This window comes from Dyella marensis (assembly GCF_049532885.1).
GTDB classification, from domain to species: domain Bacteria; phylum Pseudomonadota; class Gammaproteobacteria; order Xanthomonadales; family Rhodanobacteraceae; genus Dyella_D; species Dyella_D marensis.
Window position 1 is genome coordinate 3833550 of sequence record NZ_CP064029.1, and the last position, 17201, is coordinate 3850750.

General features: G+C 67.7%; 14 protein-coding genes, 5 tRNA genes and 1 pseudogene. 3 read left to right on the forward strand and 17 right to left on the reverse strand.

All coding sequences use genetic code 11. The features are described 5' to 3' along the window. Position 1 precedes the first annotated feature (1 nt). From secE to ISN75_RS16750, 16 genes and pseudogenes are all read right to left on the reverse strand, one after another. Positions 2-412: a preprotein translocase subunit SecE gene (secE, locus tag ISN75_RS16675; protein WP_167258782.1), complete on the reverse strand. Its 411-nt coding sequence runs from the start codon at positions 410-412 to the stop codon at positions 2-4. An 81-nt stretch (positions 413-493) separates the two neighbouring features. Beyond that, a tRNA-Trp gene (locus ISN75_RS16680) sits at positions 494-569 on the reverse strand. Between the two features lie 97 nt (positions 570-666). Beyond that, positions 667-1858, reverse strand: a pseudogene (tuf, locus tag ISN75_RS16685) (elongation factor Tu). A 70-nt stretch (positions 1859-1928) separates the two neighbouring features. Beyond that, positions 1929-2004 (reverse strand) — tRNA-Thr (locus tag ISN75_RS16690). Between the two features lie 59 nt (positions 2005-2063). Next, a tRNA-Gly gene (locus tag ISN75_RS16695) sits at positions 2064-2137 on the reverse strand. Between the two features lie 16 nt (positions 2138-2153). After that, positions 2154-2239, reverse strand: a tRNA-Tyr gene (locus ISN75_RS16700). A gap of 106 nt (positions 2240-2345) precedes the next feature. Then, positions 2346-2834, reverse strand: a complete 489-nt coding sequence (locus ISN75_RS16705; RefSeq protein WP_167256772.1) for an acyl-CoA thioesterase — start codon at positions 2832-2834, stop codon at positions 2346-2348. 29 nt (positions 2835-2863) lie between these two features. Continuing rightward, positions 2864-3373 (reverse strand): GNAT family N-acetyltransferase, encoded by a 510-nt coding sequence (locus ISN75_RS16710; RefSeq protein ID WP_167256771.1) that lies wholly within the window; start codon positions 3371-3373, stop codon positions 2864-2866. 105 nt (positions 3374-3478) lie between these two features. Continuing rightward, a complete protein-coding gene (gene ychF, locus ISN75_RS16715) occupies positions 3479-4570 on the reverse strand; it encodes a redox-regulated ATPase YchF (protein WP_343821076.1) in 1092 nt (363 codons plus the stop codon). Positions 4571-4634: 64 nt separating this feature from the next. After that, entirely contained in the window at positions 4635-5240 is a 606-nt protein-coding gene (gene pth / locus ISN75_RS16720; protein ID WP_343821074.1) for an aminoacyl-tRNA hydrolase, read from the reverse strand. A 60-nt stretch (positions 5241-5300) separates the two neighbouring features. Next, entirely contained in the window at positions 5301-5954 is a 654-nt protein-coding gene (locus ISN75_RS16725) for a 50S ribosomal protein L25/general stress protein Ctc (RefSeq protein WP_167256768.1), read from the reverse strand. A 165-nt stretch (positions 5955-6119) separates the two neighbouring features. After that, entirely contained in the window at positions 6120-7058 is a 939-nt protein-coding gene (locus tag ISN75_RS16730) for a ribose-phosphate diphosphokinase (RefSeq protein ID WP_167256788.1), read from the reverse strand. Between the two features lie 57 nt (positions 7059-7115). Continuing rightward, a tRNA-Gln gene (locus tag ISN75_RS16735) sits at positions 7116-7192 on the reverse strand. 57 nt (positions 7193-7249) lie between these two features. Beyond that, the gene (ispE, locus tag ISN75_RS16740; protein WP_343821073.1) at positions 7250-8632 is read right to left on the reverse strand and encodes a 4-(cytidine 5'-diphospho)-2-C-methyl-D-erythritol kinase; all 1383 of its coding nucleotides are present in this window, start codon (positions 8630-8632) and stop codon (positions 7250-7252) included. A gap of 59 nt (positions 8633-8691) precedes the next feature. After that, positions 8692-9300 carry a lipoprotein insertase outer membrane protein LolB gene (gene lolB, locus ISN75_RS16745; protein ID WP_343821071.1) on the reverse strand — a complete coding sequence of 203 codons (609 nt, stop codon included), beginning with the start codon at positions 9298-9300 and terminating at the stop codon, positions 8692-8694. After that, positions 9297-11033 (reverse strand): tetratricopeptide repeat protein, encoded by a 1737-nt coding sequence (locus ISN75_RS16750; protein ID WP_343203683.1) that lies wholly within the window; start codon positions 11031-11033, stop codon positions 9297-9299. Before ISN75_RS16750 ends, lolB begins: the two co-directional genes overlap by 4 nt. A gap of 105 nt (positions 11034-11138) precedes the next feature. Here ISN75_RS16750 and hemA point away from each other — a divergent pair, with 105 nt between their 5' ends. Both hemA and prfA read left to right on the forward strand, forming a co-directional pair. Further along, complete coding sequence (gene hemA, locus ISN75_RS16755; protein ID WP_167256765.1) at positions 11139-12413, forward strand: glutamyl-tRNA reductase; 1275 nt, start codon at positions 11139-11141, stop codon at positions 12411-12413. A 68-nt stretch (positions 12414-12481) separates the two neighbouring features. Then, positions 12482-13576 (forward strand): peptide chain release factor 1, encoded by a 1095-nt coding sequence (gene prfA, locus ISN75_RS16760; protein WP_168647960.1) that lies wholly within the window; start codon positions 12482-12484, stop codon positions 13574-13576. 61 nt (positions 13577-13637) lie between these two features. Here prfA and ISN75_RS16765 read toward each other — a convergent pair whose 3' ends face one another. After that, positions 13638-14699 (reverse strand): fimbrial protein, encoded by a 1062-nt coding sequence (locus ISN75_RS16765; protein ID WP_343821069.1) that lies wholly within the window; start codon positions 14697-14699, stop codon positions 13638-13640. Positions 14700-15044: 345 nt separating this feature from the next. On the opposite strand from ISN75_RS16765, the gene ISN75_RS16770 reads away from it, so the two are divergent. Further along, positions 15045-17147 carry a tetratricopeptide repeat protein gene (locus ISN75_RS16770; RefSeq protein WP_168647958.1) on the forward strand — a complete coding sequence of 701 codons (2103 nt, stop codon included), beginning with the start codon at positions 15045-15047 and terminating at the stop codon, positions 17145-17147. Positions 17148-17201 lie beyond the last annotated feature (54 nt).

The window sequence follows — 17201 nt, forward strand, 5'->3', positions numbered from 1 at the left end:
CTCACGAACCCAGCTTGAGCAGCCAGTCGAGCACGACCGACTTGAGGATGAGGTCGATCACGCCCAGCAGCAGGGAGAGAACGACCACCACGACGATGATGATGCCGGTGGTCTTAAGCGTCTCGTCACGCTTCGGCCAGACCACCTTGCGCATTTCGAACTGGGACTCGCCCAGGAAGGAGCGGACGCGGCGGCCGAGCGCGGTCGTGGCGGCAATGCCGAGCGCCGCGACCAGGGCCACCAGCACGCCGACCAGGCGCACCGAGCCGGGGACGCTCGCATCGTTGCTGTACCAGGAGTACGCAAAGACACCGGCGACCAGCACCAGCACGGCAAGCACCAGCTTGGCGATGTCGGCGGCGCCCGCCTCCTTGAGGTTAGCGCCCTTGGGCTGTTCTGCCTTGGTATTCATGCAAGCGATCGGATAAGAGCCGGCAACCGGGCCCCGAAGCCCCGGATACCACTCGCCACCCGTCTTCGGTCCTCGGGAAGGTGGCACGCCAGGAGGGACTCGAACCCCCAACCTGCGGTTTTGGAGACCGCTGCTCTGCCAATTGAGCTACTGGCGTACGTTTGAAAATCAGTGGAGCCGCGCGCCTGGCCTGCTGCGGGATGCCGGCCTGGCATCCCACAGCCCGCACGGCGGGCGACTCCCAATGATACTACTTACTTGGTGATCTTGGCGACGACGCCGGCGCCGACGGTGCGGCCACCTTCGCGGATCGCGAAGCGCAGGCCGTCCGTCATCGCGATCGGCGCGATCAGGGTCACCTTCATCTTCACGTTGTCACCCGGCATCACCATCTCCACGCCTTCCGGCAGCTCGATCGCGCCGGTCACGTCGGTGGTGCGGAAGTAGAACTGCGGGCGGTAGCCCTTGAAGAACGGGGTATGACGGCCACCCTCGTCCTTCGACAGCACGTACACCTCGGCCTCGAAGTCCGTGTGCGGCGTGATCGAACCCGGCTTGGCCAGCACCTGGCCACGCTCCACTTCGTCACGCTTCGTGCCGCGCAGCAGCAGACCCACGTTGTCGCCCGCCTGGCCCTGGTCCAGCAGCTTGCGGAACATTTCCACGCCGGTCACCGTCGTCTTGGTGGTCGGGCGGATACCGACAATCTCGATTTCCTCGCCCACCTTGATGATGCCCGTCTCGATACGGCCGGTCACCACCGTGCCGCGGCCCGAGATCGAGAACACGTCTTCCACCGGCATCAGGAACGGCTTGTCCAGCGTACGCACCGGCTCCGGAATGTACGTGTCCAGCGCGTCCACCAGCTTGATGATCGCCGGCACGCCAATCTCCGACTGGTCGCCTTCCAGCGCCGCACGCGCCGAACCCACGATGATCGGGGGTGTCGTCGCCCGGGAACTCGTACTTCGACAGCAGCTCGCGCACTTCCATCTCGACCAGCTCGAGCAGCTCCTTGTCGTCCACCATGTCCGCCTTGTTCAGGAAGACCACGATGTACGGCACGCCCACCTGGCGCGACAGCAGGATGTGCTCGCGCGTTTGCGGCATCGGGCCGTCGGCGGCCGAGCACACCAGGATCGCGCCGTCCATCTGCGCCGCACCCGTGATCATGTTCTTCACGTAGTCGGCGTGGCCCGGGCAGTCCACGTGCGCGTAGTGGCGCGTCGGCGATTCGTATTCCACGTGCGCCGTCGAGATCGTGATGCCGCGCGCCTTCTCTTCCGGCGCCGCGTCGATCGCGTCATAGGCCTTGAATTCGCCGCCGAAACGCTCGGCACCCACCTTCGTCAGCGCCGCCGTCAGCGTCGTCTTGCCGTGGTCCACGTGACCGATCGTGCCGACGTTGACGTGCGGCTTGGTGCGTTCGAACTTACCCTTTGCCATGCGCGCTAAACCCCGATGGAGTCAGATAACGAAAAAAAGTGGAGAGCGATAACCGCGAAGACCAACTAAGTGGTGCTCATGACTGGAATCGAACCAGCGACCTCTTCCTTACCAAGGAAGTGCTCTACCGACTGAGCTACATGAGCACGAAAACTGCCAGACCAGGTTCTCTACGAGCAGGTTCCAATCTTTGGAGCAGGATCAATGGAGCGGGAGACGGGAATCGAACCCGCACCATCAGCTTGGAAGGCTGAGGTTCTACCGTTGAACTACTCCCGCCTGCGCGGAACTCGTCTGGTGGAGGAAGGTGGATTCGAACCACCGAAGGCGTAAGCCAGCAGATTTACAGTCTGCCCCCGTTGGCCGCTTGGGTATTCCTCCAACAAAGAACGGCTATTGTGTGGATCGAGCCTGGTTCTGTCAACACCCGAGCACGCAAAAAATACGTGTGCGGGGCCGGCGAATCAAGCCTCGCGCAGCGCCGCGCTCAGACGTCCGAATGCGCCTTCGCGTCGATCAGCTGCTCCATCTCCTTGGACAGATCCATCAGGCGTTTCGCCTGCGCCTGCAGCTGCCGCTCCGCCTCGTCGCGCGGCTCCCACACCGGCACCGGCGTGGGCTTGCCCTCGGGACTGTCGAGCGCGACGAACACCATCACGCAGCTGGTCGCCAGGCGGTGCTCGTCCTTGCGCAGGTCGCGCGCCAGGACGTCCACCGCCATGTGCATGCTGGAGCGGCCGGTGTGGATCAGGCGCGCGCGCACGGTCACGAGGTCGCCGATCAGGATCGGCGCCACGAACTGGATGCCGCTCACCGACGCGGTGACGCAATACGCCCCGCTCCAGGCCACCGCGCAGGCATAGCCGGCCTGGTCGATCCACTTCATCGCCATGCCGCCGTGCACCTTGCCGCCGAAATTCACGTCGGTCGGCTGGGCCAGGAAACGGAAACTGACTTCGTGCTGCGTGCCCGACATGGAGGCTCCGGCTGGTGAAAGGACGCCTATTATGCCGCCGGCTTGCGCGCCCCGGCGCGGCTCAGAACGAGCGCCATCGGCGTGCTGACCACGCCCTTGGGCGAACGCCCTTCCGGCCCGGTCGGCACGAAGCCCAGATGCAGGTAGACCGGCACCGCGCAGCGCGAGGCATTGAGGGTGAAGCGGCGGGTGCCGGCGCGGCGGATGGCGTCGTCCATGGTCCGCTGCCACAGCTTCCGGGCGATGCCGCGGCCGTGGTAGCGCGTGCCGACGAAGAGCTGCACCAGGTGGCTGTCGTCGCGCATGCCCGATACACCGACCAGCACCGGCCCCAGGAAGGCCAGGTGGAAGCGCTGCCCCGCCAGCATCCGCTCGCGGAAACCGCGGGCGCTGAAGCGCGCCAGCATTGCCCGCCCTACCGCCTCCGGCTGGTCCGGCACCACCCAGCGGCGCGCCACCCGGCGCACCAGCAGGCCGATCGCGCGGGCGTCGCCGGGGCGCCCCAGGCGCAGGCGCAATGGATGGACTTCGCCGGACATGCCGCTCTCCCAGAACACCCCGCACAGTCTGGCAGCGCCGGCGCCGGAAACAAAAAAGCGGCGGACACCGCGAGGTGCCGCCGCTGCTCTTGCGGGCGATGCCGGTCAGACGTTGAACAGGAAGTGCAGCACGTCGCCGTCCTTCACCACGTAGTCCTTGCCTTCCTTGCGCAGGCGGCCCGCCGCGGCGGCGCCGGCCTCACCCTTGAACTGGATGAAGTCGTCGTACGACACCGTCTCGGCACGGATGAAGCCGCGCTCGAAATCGGTGTGGATCACGCCCGCCGCCTGCGGCGCGGTGAAGCCGCGCTTGATCGTCCAGGCGCGCACCTCCTTTACGCCGGCAGTGAAATAGGTCTGCAGCTTGAGCAGGGTGTAGCCGGCGCGGATCACGCGGTTCAGGCCCGGCTCTTCCAGGCCCAGGTCCTTGAGGAATTCGTCGCGGTCGGCGTCGTCGAGCTGCGAGAGCTCCTCTTCGATGGCGGCGCATACCGGCACCACTTCGGCACCTTCCTGCACGGCGCGGGCGCGCACGGCATCGAGGTGCGGATTGTTCTCGAAGCCGTCCTCGCGCACGTTGGCGATGTACATCAGCGGCTTCAAGGTGAGCAGGAACAGGTCGCGCACCAGCACCTTTTCTTCCTCGTCCAGGCCCAGGCTGCGCGCGCTCCTGCCTTCGTTGAGGCCGGCCGCGAGCTTCTGCAGCACCGGCTTCCTGGCCAGGGCCTCCTTGTCGTTGGCCTTGGCCGCGCGCTCGGCGCGGTTCAGCGCTTTTTCCACCGAATCGAGGTCGGCCAGGGCCAGCTCGGTGTCGATGGTTTCGATGTCGGCGATCGGGTCGACCTTGCCGGCCACGTGGATGATGTCGGTGTGCTCGAAACAGCGCACCACGTGGGCGATCGCATCCACCTCGCGGATATGCGCCAGGAACTTGTTGCCCAGGCCCTCGCCCTTGGAGGCGCCGGCGACCAGGCCCGCGATGTCGACGAATTCGACCGCGGTGGGAATCACCTTCTGCGGATTGACGATGTCCGACAGCGCCTGCAGGCGCGCATCCGGCACCGGCACCACGCCGACGTTCGGCTCGATCGTGCAGAACGGGAAGTTGGCGGCGGCGATGCCGGCCTTGGTCAGCGCGTTGAACAGGGTGGACTTGCCGACGTTAGGCAGGCCGACGATGCCGCATTTGATGCCCATGGATGGATCCGGGAATAGGGAGTGGAGAATAGGGAATAGTAAAACCAGCAAGAGGCGAAACGCTTTAGCGATTCCCTATTCCCGATTCCCTATTCCCAGGTGTATGCAGCTGCTGCATCGCCTTGTCGAACTGCCCGTCGACCGCCAGCGGCAGCACGTTGAGCGCGCGCGCGATGCCATCCAGGATGGCGTCCTCGTCCTTGGCGGAGGGGCGGCCCAGCACCCACGGCGTGACCTGGTCCCGGTGGCCGGGATGGCCGATGCCGATGCGCAGGCGATGGAACCTGGCGTGGCCGAGGTGGGCGATGGTGTCGCGCAGGCCGTTCTGGCCGCCATGGCCGCCGTCGAACTTCAGGCGCACGGTGCCGGCGTCCAGGTCCAGTTCGTCATGGGCGACCAGGCATTCGGCCGGTTCGATCTTGTAGTAGCGCAGCGCCGCCGTGACGGCGAGGCCGCTCTTGTTCATGAAGGTGGCGGGCTTGAGCAGCCACACCGGCTCGCCGCCGATGCGCACCTTGCAGGTTTCGCCATGCAGCTTGCCGTCGAAGCCCCAGCGCTCGCCCTGCCCCGCCGCGAGGGCGTCAACAAACCAGAACCCGGCGTTATGCCGGGTTCGGAGATATTCGGCACCGGGATTACCCAGCCCGACAATGAGGCGCAGACCCGCCATGGATAGCCGGCAAGCACGCGGCGGCGACCCGCGCCGGAAAGGCGCGAGTCGCCGTGCGACTTACTTCTTGGCGTCCTTGCCGGCGTCGGCGGCCGGAGCGGCCTCGCCTTCGGCCGGAGCCTCTTCGACTTCTTCCTTCACCGTGTTGGCGGTGACCACGGCGATGTCGTGATCGGCGCCCAGGTGCAGGGCCGGGATTTCCACGCCCTTCGGCAGCGACAGCTGCGACAGGTGGACGATCTCGCCCGGCTTCAGGCTGGCCAGGTCGAGTTCGATGAACTCCGGCAGATCCTTCGGCAGGCAGGAGACTTCCACTTCGGTCAGGTTGTGCGAGATCACCACGCCGGAGGTCTTGCCGGCCGGGGACTTTTCCTGGTTCAGGAAGTGCAGCGGCACGTTGACGCGAACGGCTTCGTTCTCATTGATGCGCAGGAAGTCCATGTGCAGCATCTGCTGCTTGAACGGATGCTTCTGCCAGTCGCGCACCAGCACCTTCTGCACCTTGCCGTCGACGTTCAGGTCGAGCACCGAGGAGAAGAACCACTCATGCTTGGCGGCAAGCAGGATGGTGTTGTGGAAGATCTGGATGCTCTGCGGGGGCTGGCCCGCACCGTAGACGACGGCCGGCACGAAGTCCGCACGACGCAGGCGGCGGCTCGCACCTTTCCCCTCGTCCTTGCGGCTCTCGGCCTTGATTTCATGAATCTGTGCCATGTTGGCGATTCCTACTTCAGGTTGTGATCCGCCTCGCGGCGGTTTGAGTGACTCCCTCGCGACCAAGGGAGTCGGTTTTTTTTGAGTAAATTAGGGAATAGGGAATCGAGGTTGCGCTTCGGCTTTTTCCGATTCCCTATTCCCTATTCCCGATTCCCGCCCCAATCAATCCACGTAGAGCGAGCTGACCGATTCGCCGAACGCGATGCGGCGGATGGTCTCCGCCAGCAGCTCGGCCACCGAAAGCTGGCGGATCTTGGCGCAGGCCTGGGCTTCCGGGCGCAGCGGCAAGGTGTTGGTCACCACCAGCTGGTCGAGCTGGGAGTTCTCCACATTGCTGATCGCCGCACCGGACAGCACCGGGTGCACGCAGTACGCCACCACCTTGCGGGCGCCGCGCTCCTTCAGAGCCGCAGCAGCCGCGCACAGGGTGCCGGCGGTGTCGACGATGTCGTCGACCAGCACGCAGGTCTTGCCGTCCACGTCGCCGATGATGTTCATCACCGTGGCCACGTTCGCCTTCGGGCGGCGCTTGTCGATGATGGCCAGGTCCGCGTCGTCCAGGCGCTTGGCCAGGGCGCGGGCGCGCACCACGCCGCCGACGTCCGGGCTGACCACGATCAGGTTGTCCATCGAGTGGTTGCGCCAGATGTCCGCCAGCAGCAGCGGCGAGGCATAGACGTTGTCCACCGGGATGTCGAAGAAGCCCTGGATCTGGTCCGCGTGCAGGTCCACCGTGAGCACGCGGTCGACACCGACGGTGCCGATCATCTTGGCCACCATCTTGGCGGTGATCGGCACGCGCGCCGAACGCGGGCGGCGGTCCTGGCGGGCGTAGCCGAAGTACGGCATCACCGCGGTCACGCTGGCCGCCGAGGCGCGCTTGAGCGCGTCCACCAGGGTCAGCAGCTCGAACAGGTTCTCCGCGCTGGGCGCGCCCGTCGGCTGGATCACGAACACTTCCTGCCGGCGGACGTTCTCTTCGATCTCGATCTGCGTCTCGCCGTCGCTGAAGCGGCCGACCAGCGCCTTGCCCAGCGGCACGCCCAGACGCGTGGCGACATCCTCGGCGAGGGCGCGGTGCGCGTTGCCGGTGAAGAGCATCGGGGTGGACGTGTCCACGGTCATTGCAGTGAGCCTTTGGCCATCTCGGTTTCGAAGTGGCTGGGGCGGCAGGATTCGAACCTGCGCATGCGGGAATCAAAATCCCGTGCCTTAACCAGCTTGGCGACGCCCCAGTGAATTTTTTTGTCCCGGCCCCGCCTCGCGGCGGGCCGGGACCTGTCTCTTGCGGCTCAGGCGGCGCCGCGATGGCGCGCCAGAGCTTCCAGCAACGGGGAGCGCTCCACGCCGAAGGCCACATGGGCCGAGCATGAAGGCGGGCACTGACCGGCGACGAATTCCGCCCGTTCCTGCGACTTGGTCTCGATGAAGATGCAACCGCCGCTGCCGGAAAGCCTTGCCCAGCCGAACTTGTTCAGCCAGCCCAGCGCCGCAGCCACCCGGGGGTGGCGCGCGCGTACGACCGGCTCGAAGGCGTTCTCGGCTGTTTCGCCCGAAGCAAAGGATGAAATTGTGGCTGGCTGAGCATTTCGTGTCAATTCAGACGCTTGAAAAAGCTCGCCGGTGGGCACGTGTTCGTGCGGATCGACCACCACGTACCAGCGCTGCGGCAGCGCGACCGGCTGCAGCCGGTCGCCCACCCCCTCGGCCCAGGCCGAACGTCCGCGCACGAAGACCGGCACGTCGGCGCCGAGCTGGCGGCCCAGTTCGGCCAGCGCGTCCTCGGTCAGGTCCGTGCCCCAGAGATGGTTGAGCGCGACCAGCACCGTCGCCGCATCCGAACTGCCGCCGCCCAGGCCGCCGCCCATCGGGATGCGCTTCTCCAGCTCGATATCCACCCCGGCACCGGCCGGCGCATGCGGCTGCAGCAGGCGGGCGGCGCGGACCGCCAGGTCCTGTTCTTCCGGCACCCCGGGGACGTCCGTGAGGCGCCGCACCAGGCCGTCTCGGCGGGGGCGCAGGCGGATCTCGTCGCCCCAGTCCAGCAGCCGGAACACCGTCTGCAGCTCGTGGTAGCCGTCGGGACGCCGCCCCGTGATGCGCAGGAACAGGTTCAGCTTGGCCGGCGCCGGCCAGACCGTCCAATCCTCCGCTCCCGGCGCCTCGAAGGTACGGCTCATGAACACGCGCAGGTCGTCGGGGAAACCGTTCTCCAGGTCGCGCTCGCGCGCGAAGGCAAAGGCCGGATCGCGCTTGTCGACCTCGACAAAGCCATGCCTGGCATAGAACGGCGCATTCCACGGCACGTCGGCCAGGGTGCCCAGGGTGATCCGCCGATAGCCGGCGGCGCGGGCCCAGGCGCAGGCGTGCTCCAGCAGCGCCGCGCCGATGCCCTGGCCGCCCCAGCCCGGCAGCACGTCGATCTCGGCCAGGCCGATGCCGGCCTCGTCCTCGGTGTCCAGCCAGACAAAACCCACCGGCTCGCCGCTCGCGTCGCTCAGCGCAACCCATACCAGGCCACGCTCGATCGCCAGCCGCAGCAGGTCGGGCGGCATCACCACCGGCGCGTAGAAGCGCCAGGCGCGATGGCCGCGGAACAGTTCCATGGCCTCGCGTTCGATGGCGCACAGCGCCTCCACCTGCTCCGGCAGCGCGCGCTGGATGCTATAGCTCATGTCGATTCCGGCTGACGGCGCCCGGCCGCGGGGGCGCCAAGCCTAACCGCGGAGCGGTCTTACTGAAACGTCCAGGAGTCGATCGACAGGCGCACCCGGTACGGCGGCTTTTCCGCGAATACCTTCTTCGGCACCGGCGGCTGCCGGGTGGCGTCCCATTCGCGGTAGTCGACATTCCAGCCGTCCTGCTGCAGCAGGGACGGCAGGCGGTCGGTGCCGAAGCTCAGTTCCGCCGGGCCGCCGTCGGCGCGCAGGCCGAGCACCCAGGCGCGCAGTTCGCGCAGCGGCACGTCCCAGCCCAGCGCCTTGAGCATCAGCGATTCGGCGTCAGGCCCGCGGATCGGGCCGCCGTCCACGCCTTCCAGCAGGGCGCCGTCGGGGCCGCCGCTGAGGCGGAAGCTCTTGCCGACCACCGGCGAGCGCACGGTGAATTCGTAGCGCTCGCCGTCCTGCGACCAGCTCAAGCTGCCGCTGCCGCCGTCCTTGCCGTCGGAAATGCCCAGCTTGCCCTGCAGCACCCAATGATCGGTGCCGGCCAGGGCGTGCTCGCGCGCTTCCTGCTCGTTGAGCAGGGCGGCATCGCCCTTCATGCGCACGGCCGGCGCGGACACGCAGGCGGCGAGCAGCAGCGGCACGGCCGCCGCCGCGATACGCAGGAAAGTCCTCATGGATTCAGTCGCTTGAGCGTGTCGTGGAGGGTGCTGCTGTGCGGGTCGATGCGGCGCACTTCGTCGAACACGCGGCGCGCGTCGGCCTGGCGCCCCTGCTTCCACAGCACCTCGCCCAGGTGCACGCCGACGTCGGCGTCCTTGCGCGCCTGCCAGGCGGTGCGCAGGGTCTGCTCGGCCTGGTCCAGGTGGCCCAGCCGGTACTGCAGCCAGCCCCAGGAGTCGGCGATGGCCGGGTCGTTCGGCTTGGCGCTGCGGGCAGTCTGGATCAGCTGCTCGGCTTCCGGCAGGTCGCGGTTGGCGTCGGCCAGGGTGTAGCCCAGCGCATTGGTGGCGTCGATGTCGTCCGGCTTGAGCTGCAGCAGGCGGCGGAAATCGGCCACCGCCTTGTCCGTGTCGCCGGTCTCGGCATAGGCCAGGCCGCGGCCGTAGAGCAGCTCCGGGTCGTCCGGCACCACCTGCAGCGCGCGGCTGAAGGCCGCCTCGGCCTGGGCGAACTTCTGGTCGGCCATGTACAGGCTGGCGTCGGCCTCGTAGGCACGGCGCAGCTGGGCCGGCTGGTCGAGGTAGTCGGTCTGCATCTGGGTCAGCAGCTCGTGGGATTCCGAAGCCCGGCCCATCTTGTGCAGCAGGATGGCGCTGCGCAGGTCGGCTTCGAAGGCGTGGTCGTCCTCGTCCGGCACCTGGTTGTACCAGTCCAGCGCTTCCTCGTTCTTGTCCAGCATTTCGGCCAGGGTGCCGAGCAGGAAGTTGTTGCTGTCGCGCACGTCGCGCGGCGCGCGCTGCAGCTGGGCGTAGATGCGGGCGATCGCCTTGCTGTCGTTGGCGCGCGCGGCCAGGGTGGCGCGCAGGGCGTAGGTCTCGGTGTTCTGCGGACCGTTGTCGAGCACCTTGGTCGCCCCGGCGTAGTCGCCGGCCTGGCCCAGCAGGGTGGCGTAGGCCATGCGCAGGCCGGCGTTCTTCGGCTCGCGGCCCAGCGCCTTCTGGAACATGGCCTGCGCGCCGGCGCGGTCGCCGTTGCGGTACTTCAGCTGGGCGGCCCAGGCGTAGGTCTCGGCGCTGTTGAAGCGCTTGATCGCGGCATCGGCCAACTGCTGCGCGTAGGCGTGGCGGCCGAGCTTGTCGCCCAGCTCGCTCATGGCCAGCCAGGCCTGCGGGTCGGACGGCAGGCGTTTCGGGGTGGCCAGGGCTTCCAGCAGGCGGGCGGAAACGGCGGTATCGCGGCTGCCGAGCAGCACGCGGCCGAACTGGCGCCAGGCGTCCGGATCGCCGCTGGAGATCAGCGCGTCCAGCTGCTTCTGGGCTTCGCCGGTGTCGCCCCGGTCCAGCGCCAGCTGGGCGCGGACCGTGGCCAGGTCGGCCGGCTTGGCGCCCAGCTGCTGCCAGCGCTCGATGGCGCGTCCGGCCAGCACGGGATCGTGGATGGCCGTGGCCAGCTCGGTCGCCTGCTGGGCCACGCGCGGGTCGTTGCTCAGCCCCATGGCCTTGGCGTAGGCCGCGGCAGCGGACTTGAGGTCGGTGCGGACGATCGCCATCTCGCCGGCCAGCAGCTGGGCGGTGAGGTCGTGGTCTTCATCGGGAGTGACCACCGCCAGGTGATCCAGCGGCTGCGCGGACGCCGGCTTGGCGGCCTGCTGGCCCGGTACCGTGGCGCATCCGGCCAATACGGCCAGGCCGATGGCGCCGATCGCAAAATGCCGCAGTTGCTTGAACTTGGCCCACCTGCTCAGCACACTATTCTCCGTTCATCCGTCATATAGCCGCCGCTCCCCGGGAACGGCCAGTATCGCGGCCTAGTTTACGCCGCGGATGCCTGCCGCTCCCAAACGATCCTCACCATGCCGCTGATCGCCCTCGGGCTCAATCACCTCACCGCGCCGGTCCAGCTGCGCGAGCAAGTGGCGTTCGACGAGTCGAACGCCGGCGCCGCGTTGCAGGAGCTGACCAGCCAGCCCGGCGTGGAAGAGGCGATGATCCTGTCCACCTGCAACCGCACCGAGCTCTACGTCAGCGTCGCCGCGGGCGCCGAGGCGGTGCCGGAGGCATGGCTGAGCCGGCACCATCAGCTGACTCCCGGCAAGCTCGACGAGTTCCTCTACCGCCACGACGAGGACGACGCCGTCCGCCACATGTTCCGCGTGGCCACCGGCCTGGACTCGATGGTGCTGGGCGAGCCGCAGATCCTCGGCCAGGTGAAGGACGCCTACCAGGTGGCGCGCGACGCGCAGACCCTGCGCGCGCCGATGGACCGCCTGCTGCAGCACACCTTCGCCGTGGCCAAGCGCGTGCGCACGGACACCCGCATCGGCGCGCATACCGTGTCGGTGGCCTTCACCGCGGTGCGCCTGGCCGAGCAGGTGTTCACCGACCTGAAACAGGCCTGCGTGCTGCTGATCGGCGCCGGCGACACCATCGAGCTGGCCGCGCGGCATCTGGCCGACAAGAAAGTGCGGCGCCTGATCGTGGCCAACCGCACGCTGGAAAACGCGCAGGAACTGGCCAGCCGCCACGGCGGCTACGCCATCGGCCTGCACGACCTGCCGCAGCACCTGGCCGAAGCCGACATCGTGATTTCCTCCACCGCCGCGCGGCTGCCGATCGTGACGCGGCCGATGGTGGAGAAAGCCATCGGCGCGCGCCGGCGCAAGCCGATGTTCATGGTGGACATCGCCGTGCCGCGCGACATCGAGCCGGCGGTGGGCGAACTGGAAGACGTGTTCCTCTACGGCATCGACGACCTGCGCCAGGTGATCGACGACAACCGCCGCTCGCGCGAGGCCGCGGCCCGCGAGGCGGACGCCATCATCGACCTGCAGGTCGACCGCTACATGGCCTGGCGCCGCGCGCTCACGCTGCGCAATCCGGCGGTGGACATGCGCCAGCACGCCGAGGCGCACCGCGACGAAGTGCTGGAGAAGGCGCGCGCCATGCTCGCCCGCGGCAGGTCGCCGGACGAGGCGCTGGCCTTCCTCGCCAACACCCTCACCAACAAGCTGCTGCACCATCCCAGCGCCCGCCTGCGCGAAGCCGCGCTGGCCGGCGACATGGACCTGCTGCACGCGGCCGGGCGCCTCTACGGGCTGGACGAGAAGGAACCGGACGCCGAAGGCTAGCGGGCCTGTCCAACGCCGCTGCTTCCTGGCCGTACCGGCCGCGTCCCTTCCCTCTTCCGCGCCCGCCCATGACTCCTTCGATCCGCCGCAAACTCCAATCCCTCGCCGAACGCCACGAAGAAGTCGGCCTGCTGCTCGCGCAGCCGGACGTGCTCGCCGATGGAGGCCGCTTCCGCGATCTGTCGCGCGAATACGCGCAGCTGGAACCGGTGGTCGGCGCGCTGCGCGAGCACGAGCAGGCGCAGCGCGAACTGGACGAATCGCGCGCCATGCTGGCCGACCCCGACATGCGCGAACTGGCGGCCGACGACGTCGCTCGCCTGGAAACGCGCCTGGCCGAACTCGACGCCGAACTGCAGATCCTGCTGCTGCCGAAAGACCCGCGCGACGAAGCCAACCTGTTCCTGGAAGTGCGCGCCGGCGCGGGCGGCGACGAGGCGGCAATCTTCGCCGGCGACGTGTTCCGCATGTACGCGCGCTACGCGGAGCGCCAGGGCTGGCGCGTGGAGATCCTGAGCGAGCATGCCGGCGAGCATGGCGGCTACAAGGAGATCGTGGCGCGCGTGGAAGGCCCGATCGTCAACGGCCTGGGCGTGTACTCGCGGCTGAAGTTCGAATCCGGCGTGCACTGCGTGAAGCGCGTGCCGGCCACCGAGGCGCAGGGCCGCGTGCACACCTCCACCGCCACCGTGGCGGTGCTGCCGGAGCTGGACGACATCGAAGAGATCCAGATCGCGCCGGCCGACCTGAAAGTGGACACCTTCCGCGCCTCCGGCGCCGGCGGCCAGCACGTCAACAAGACCGACTCGGCCATCCGCATCACCCACCTGCCCAGCGGCATCGTGGTCGAGTGCCAGGACGAGCGCAGCCAGCACAAGAACCGCGCCCGCGCGATGAGCCTGCTCAAGGCACGCCTGCTCGACGAGGCGCAGTCCAAGCAGACCGCCGAGCAAGCCGAGTCGCGCCGCCTGCAGGTGGGCAGCGGCGACCGCAGCCAGCGCATCCGCACCTACCGCTACAAGGACAATCTGGTCACCGACCACCGCATCGGCCTGGACCTGTATCGGCTGCCGGAGATCATGCAGGGTGATCTGGACGAACTGGTCGCGGCGTTGAACCGCGAGCATCAGGCCGACGAGCTCAAGTCGCTTGCCGACCATTAACCTGGCGGCCGATCCGTGGGCCGTCCAAAGTCATCCCCCAACAGCTGATGGCATCAGCCGTCTATTGATACGACAACGTAAAAGTCATACTTACTTCGATCGGTCCGGGCGGAAATGGCTCCGCCATGGGACCTACGACATATCGAGCAAGCAGCGGAATCTTCAGCACGCCGTCCGGAGTATCGCCAATAAGAAACTGATTTTCCGTGCCGGCGGCGGAAGCATCCGGACCGAAATTCTGAAGCGTCCCATCGCCACGCTTGATCTGTATCCCGCGCCACTTGCCCCATTCCCCCCGTTGGACAAGATAGCTAATACGGCTTTGGGGATTAATGGCATCGGTCATGACCATATAAAGATGTGCGCCCTTGCTGCAGTTCAGATCGATGGAGAATGGCGTGTCTCCCGCATACATCCATTTACCGTCCCTCGACGTCAGGGCTTGCCGTGACACGGTCGGAAGCGTCACGCTCTGGGTAGGATTGGTCACCGTACAGGTCGTCACCGCAGGTTTGCTGATGGTGTAACTGTAGGTCCATTTGGTCTTTGCCTGATTCTCGTTGCCATAGACTTGGCCGGCCACACCGGTAATGAGCCACATGGATCCGGTCCCCGCGGATACCTTATCGGCGGTCTTGACCAGTTCGATCGCCCCGCTCCAGTGGAAGCTCGTCTGGCCCTGGGGAGCGTCACCCATATCGACGGCATTGGCGTAGCCCACCGGGCCAAACGGCACAGAGTTGCCTGACGCATCGAGAAACCGGAAGCCGATGCCGGACACGCCAGTCGCGTCACCGCTGGAAACCTGATAGACGTTGGTGAGCCCCTGCACGGCGGTAGCGGCCCATGCGCCATCGGGCATGATGGTCCAACGCTTGCCGCCCGTAATGCCCGTCGGCTTACAAGTCCATGTCCAGTTGATGTTCACTCTGCTGCCCGGGATAACCCCGCCTATCGGCAGGTCCCTAGGTATTTGCAGATTGGTCAGCGGTGTTGTCGATGGCACCGGCGGGCTGCCCGCCTGGGTGCAGTCATTTGTCGCGGCATTCGCTGTTGAAGCCGCCAATGCGAGCAGAAGCGCCAGGAGCAACTGCAGATATATGGATTTGGCTGTGCAGGGCATATATGGGCTCGATAATTGCGGTCCTGGCACGAGAGGCACCAGGCAAGCCGGGATTCGGCTGTTCGGGGTCGGCGAGGCACATCGCAAACGGCCATCCGAGGAGAATTTAACGGGGACATGCACTGGAATAGCATTGGAAAATGCCGGCATTTCGCAGCCATTCCCTATGTGAAACGCATTTCTGGTTTTTTCTAAAGCATTGAATCCGAGCGCCAAGATTTCACAGTCCAGGTATTCCCGTGCCTGCGAACGGTCTGCCCGCCCTCCGAACCTCTCACCCGGTCTGCTTATCGGGTCACGCACCCGGCGATTGGCAGTGCCCGCAGCGTGGGTTAGCGTGCGCGGATGAAGCAGGCTTCACGATCCGAACTCCTCGCCCTCCATCACCAGCTGGCCCGTCTGCTCGACCGCGCTGACGCGGCCGGCGCCGAGGCGCTGGCGGCGCGCGCGCGCGCGGCATCGCCGCAGGACGTCGAGCTCGCCCGCCTGCATGGCCTGGCCCTGCTCCAGCTGGGCCGCGCCGACGAGGCGCGCGCCGCGCTGGAAGCCGCGGCGGAACTGGCGCCGGACAGCGTCGAAGTGCAATGCAACCTGGCCGGCGTGGAGCTGGAGCAGGGCGATGCCGAAGGCGCCATCGCGCGCCTGCGCGCCGCGCTGCGCAAGCAGCCCGGCCACGCCGCCATCCTGCTGGCGCTGGGCAATGCGCTGATGGCGGTGGGGCGCTACGCGCAGGCGCGCGAGTCCTACGCCATGGCCACGCACGGCGCGCCCCAGCATGCCGGGCTGCGGCTCAATCTCGCCGCGGCCGAACTGGAACTGGGCAATCTCGACCAGGCCGCGCAGCACACCGACGAAGGCCTGCAGCTGGCGCCCGACTACGACGGCGCCTACGCCATGCGCGCCCGCGTGCTGCACGCCATGGGCCGCGTCGACGAAGCGGCCGAGGCCTGGCTGCAGGCCGAACGCTGCGCGCCGGAACAAGCGCTCTACCCGTTCCACGCCGGCCTGCTGCTGGACGACGCCGGCAACCTGCCCGCCGCCGCCGAAGCGTTCGAGCGCGCGCTGCGCCTGGACGCCGCCGCCGGCGCCGCGCTCGCCATGCTGGTCTTCGCCAAGCGCCGCCTGTGCGACTGGCGCGGTCTCGATGAACTGAGCGAACGCCTGCATCGCGCGGTGGCCGAAGGCCGCGACGGCGTCATGCCGTTCGCGTTTCTCGCCGAGGAGGCCAGCGCCGCCGAACAGCGCCGCTGCGCCGCGACCTTTGCCGCGGGCGTGGAAAAGATCGCCGCGCCGTGGCGCCACGTGCTCGCCTTCGAACCCGCGCAGCGCACCGCCATCGACCCGCTGCGCGTGGGCTTCGTCTCCAACGGCTTCGGCGAGCGGCCGATCGGCCAGCTGCTTACCGGCGTGCTGGAAAAACTCGGCGACGAACGGCTCCAGGTCCACGTGTTCTGCCTGGTGCCCGACGATGGCGGCCCGATCCGCCAGCGCCTTGCTGCAAGCACCACCGTGCACGACGTCACCGGCCTGGCCCCGATGGAAGTGGCGCGCCGCGTGCACGCCGCCGGCATCGAGGTGCTGTTCGACCTGCGCAGCTACGGCGGCGGCGCCAACAGCGACCTGTTCGAATTCCGCCCCGCGCCGGTGCAGGTGAACTGGCTGGCCTATCCGGCCACCGCCGGCGCGGCCTGGACCGATTACCTGCTGACCGACGCCGTGGCCCTGCCCGCACCGCTGCGCGAAGGCTTCAGCGAGAAGATCGTGCGGCTGTCGCGCTGCGCGCTGCCGTTCGACGACCGCACGCCGATTGCCGCGCCGCCTTCGCGCGCCGACTGCGGCCTGCCCGAAAGCGGCACCGTGTTCGCCAGCTTCAATGGCCACCACAAGCTCAACCCCGCCAGCTTCGCGCGCTTCATGCTGATCCTGCAGCAGGTGCCGGGCAGCGTGCTGTGGCTGTATTCCGGCAACGACGGCACCGACCAGCGCCTGCGCCAGGCCGCCGGCCTGATGGAGGTGGATCCGGACCGCCTGGTCTTCATGCCGCGCTTGCCGCATGCCGAGCACCTGGCGCGGCTGGCGCATGCCGACCTGTTCCTGGACACCCTGCCCTGCAATGCGCAGTCCACCGCGGCCGACGCGCTGTGGGCCGGCTGTCCGGTACTCACCTGGATCGGCCGCACCCTGGCCGGCCGCCAGGGCGCCAGCCTGCTGTTCCATGCCGGCCTGCCCGAGCTGGTGGCCGACGACGAGGACTCGTTCGTCTCCATGGCCGTGCACCTGGGCAAGGACCGCGAGGCGCTGGACACCTTGCGCCGCCATCTGCAGGACGCGCGTGCCGACAGCCCGGTGTTCGATACGGCCGGCTTCGCCAACGACCTGCGCCGCGCCATCCAGGCCATGGGCGCGCGCCATCGCATCGGGCGTCCGCCGGCCGACCTGGATCTTTGATGCCCCGTTGTAGGTTGGGGTGAGCCACAGGCGAACCCCAACGGTGCGAGACTC

What these genes read in the sequence shown, in the direction of transcription:
- secE (WP_167258782.1), bottom strand. Translation starts at nt 412, where the DNA reads ATGAATACCAAGGCAGAACAGCCCAAGGGCGCTAACCTCAAGGAGGCG.
- ISN75_RS16705 (WP_167256772.1), bottom strand. Translation starts at nt 2,834, where the DNA reads ATGTCGGGCACGCAGCACGAAGTCAGTTTCCGTTTCCTGGCCCAGCCG.
- ISN75_RS16710 (WP_167256771.1), bottom strand. Translation starts at nt 3,373, where the DNA reads ATGTCCGGCGAAGTCCATCCATTGCGCCTGCGCCTGGGGCGCCCCGGC.
- ychF (WP_343821076.1), bottom strand. Translation starts at nt 4,570, where the DNA reads ATGGGCATCAAATGCGGCATCGTCGGCCTGCCTAACGTCGGCAAGTCC.
- pth (WP_343821074.1), bottom strand. Translation starts at nt 5,240, where the DNA reads ATGGCGGGTCTGCGCCTCATTGTCGGGCTGGGTAATCCCGGTGCCGAA.
- ISN75_RS16725 (WP_167256768.1), bottom strand. Translation starts at nt 5,954, where the DNA reads ATGGCACAGATTCATGAAATCAAGGCCGAGAGCCGCAAGGACGAGGGG.
- ISN75_RS16730 (WP_167256788.1), bottom strand. Translation starts at nt 7,058, where the DNA reads ATGCTCTTCACCGGCAACGCGCACCGCGCCCTCGCCGAGGATGTCGCC.
- ispE (WP_343821073.1), bottom strand. Translation starts at nt 8,632, where the DNA reads ATGAGCTATAGCATCCAGCGCGCGCTGCCGGAGCAGGTGGAGGCGCTG.
- lolB (WP_343821071.1), bottom strand. Translation starts at nt 9,300, where the DNA reads ATGAGGACTTTCCTGCGTATCGCGGCGGCGGCCGTGCCGCTGCTGCTC.
- hemA (WP_167256765.1), top strand. Translation starts at nt 11,139, where the DNA reads ATGCCGCTGATCGCCCTCGGGCTCAATCACCTCACCGCGCCGGTCCAG.
- prfA (WP_168647960.1), top strand. Translation starts at nt 12,482, where the DNA reads ATGACTCCTTCGATCCGCCGCAAACTCCAATCCCTCGCCGAACGCCAC.
- ISN75_RS16765 (WP_343821069.1), bottom strand. Translation starts at nt 14,699, where the DNA reads ATGCCCTGCACAGCCAAATCCATATATCTGCAGTTGCTCCTGGCGCTT.
- ISN75_RS16770 (WP_168647958.1), top strand. Translation starts at nt 15,045, where the DNA reads ATGAAGCAGGCTTCACGATCCGAACTCCTCGCCCTCCATCACCAGCTG.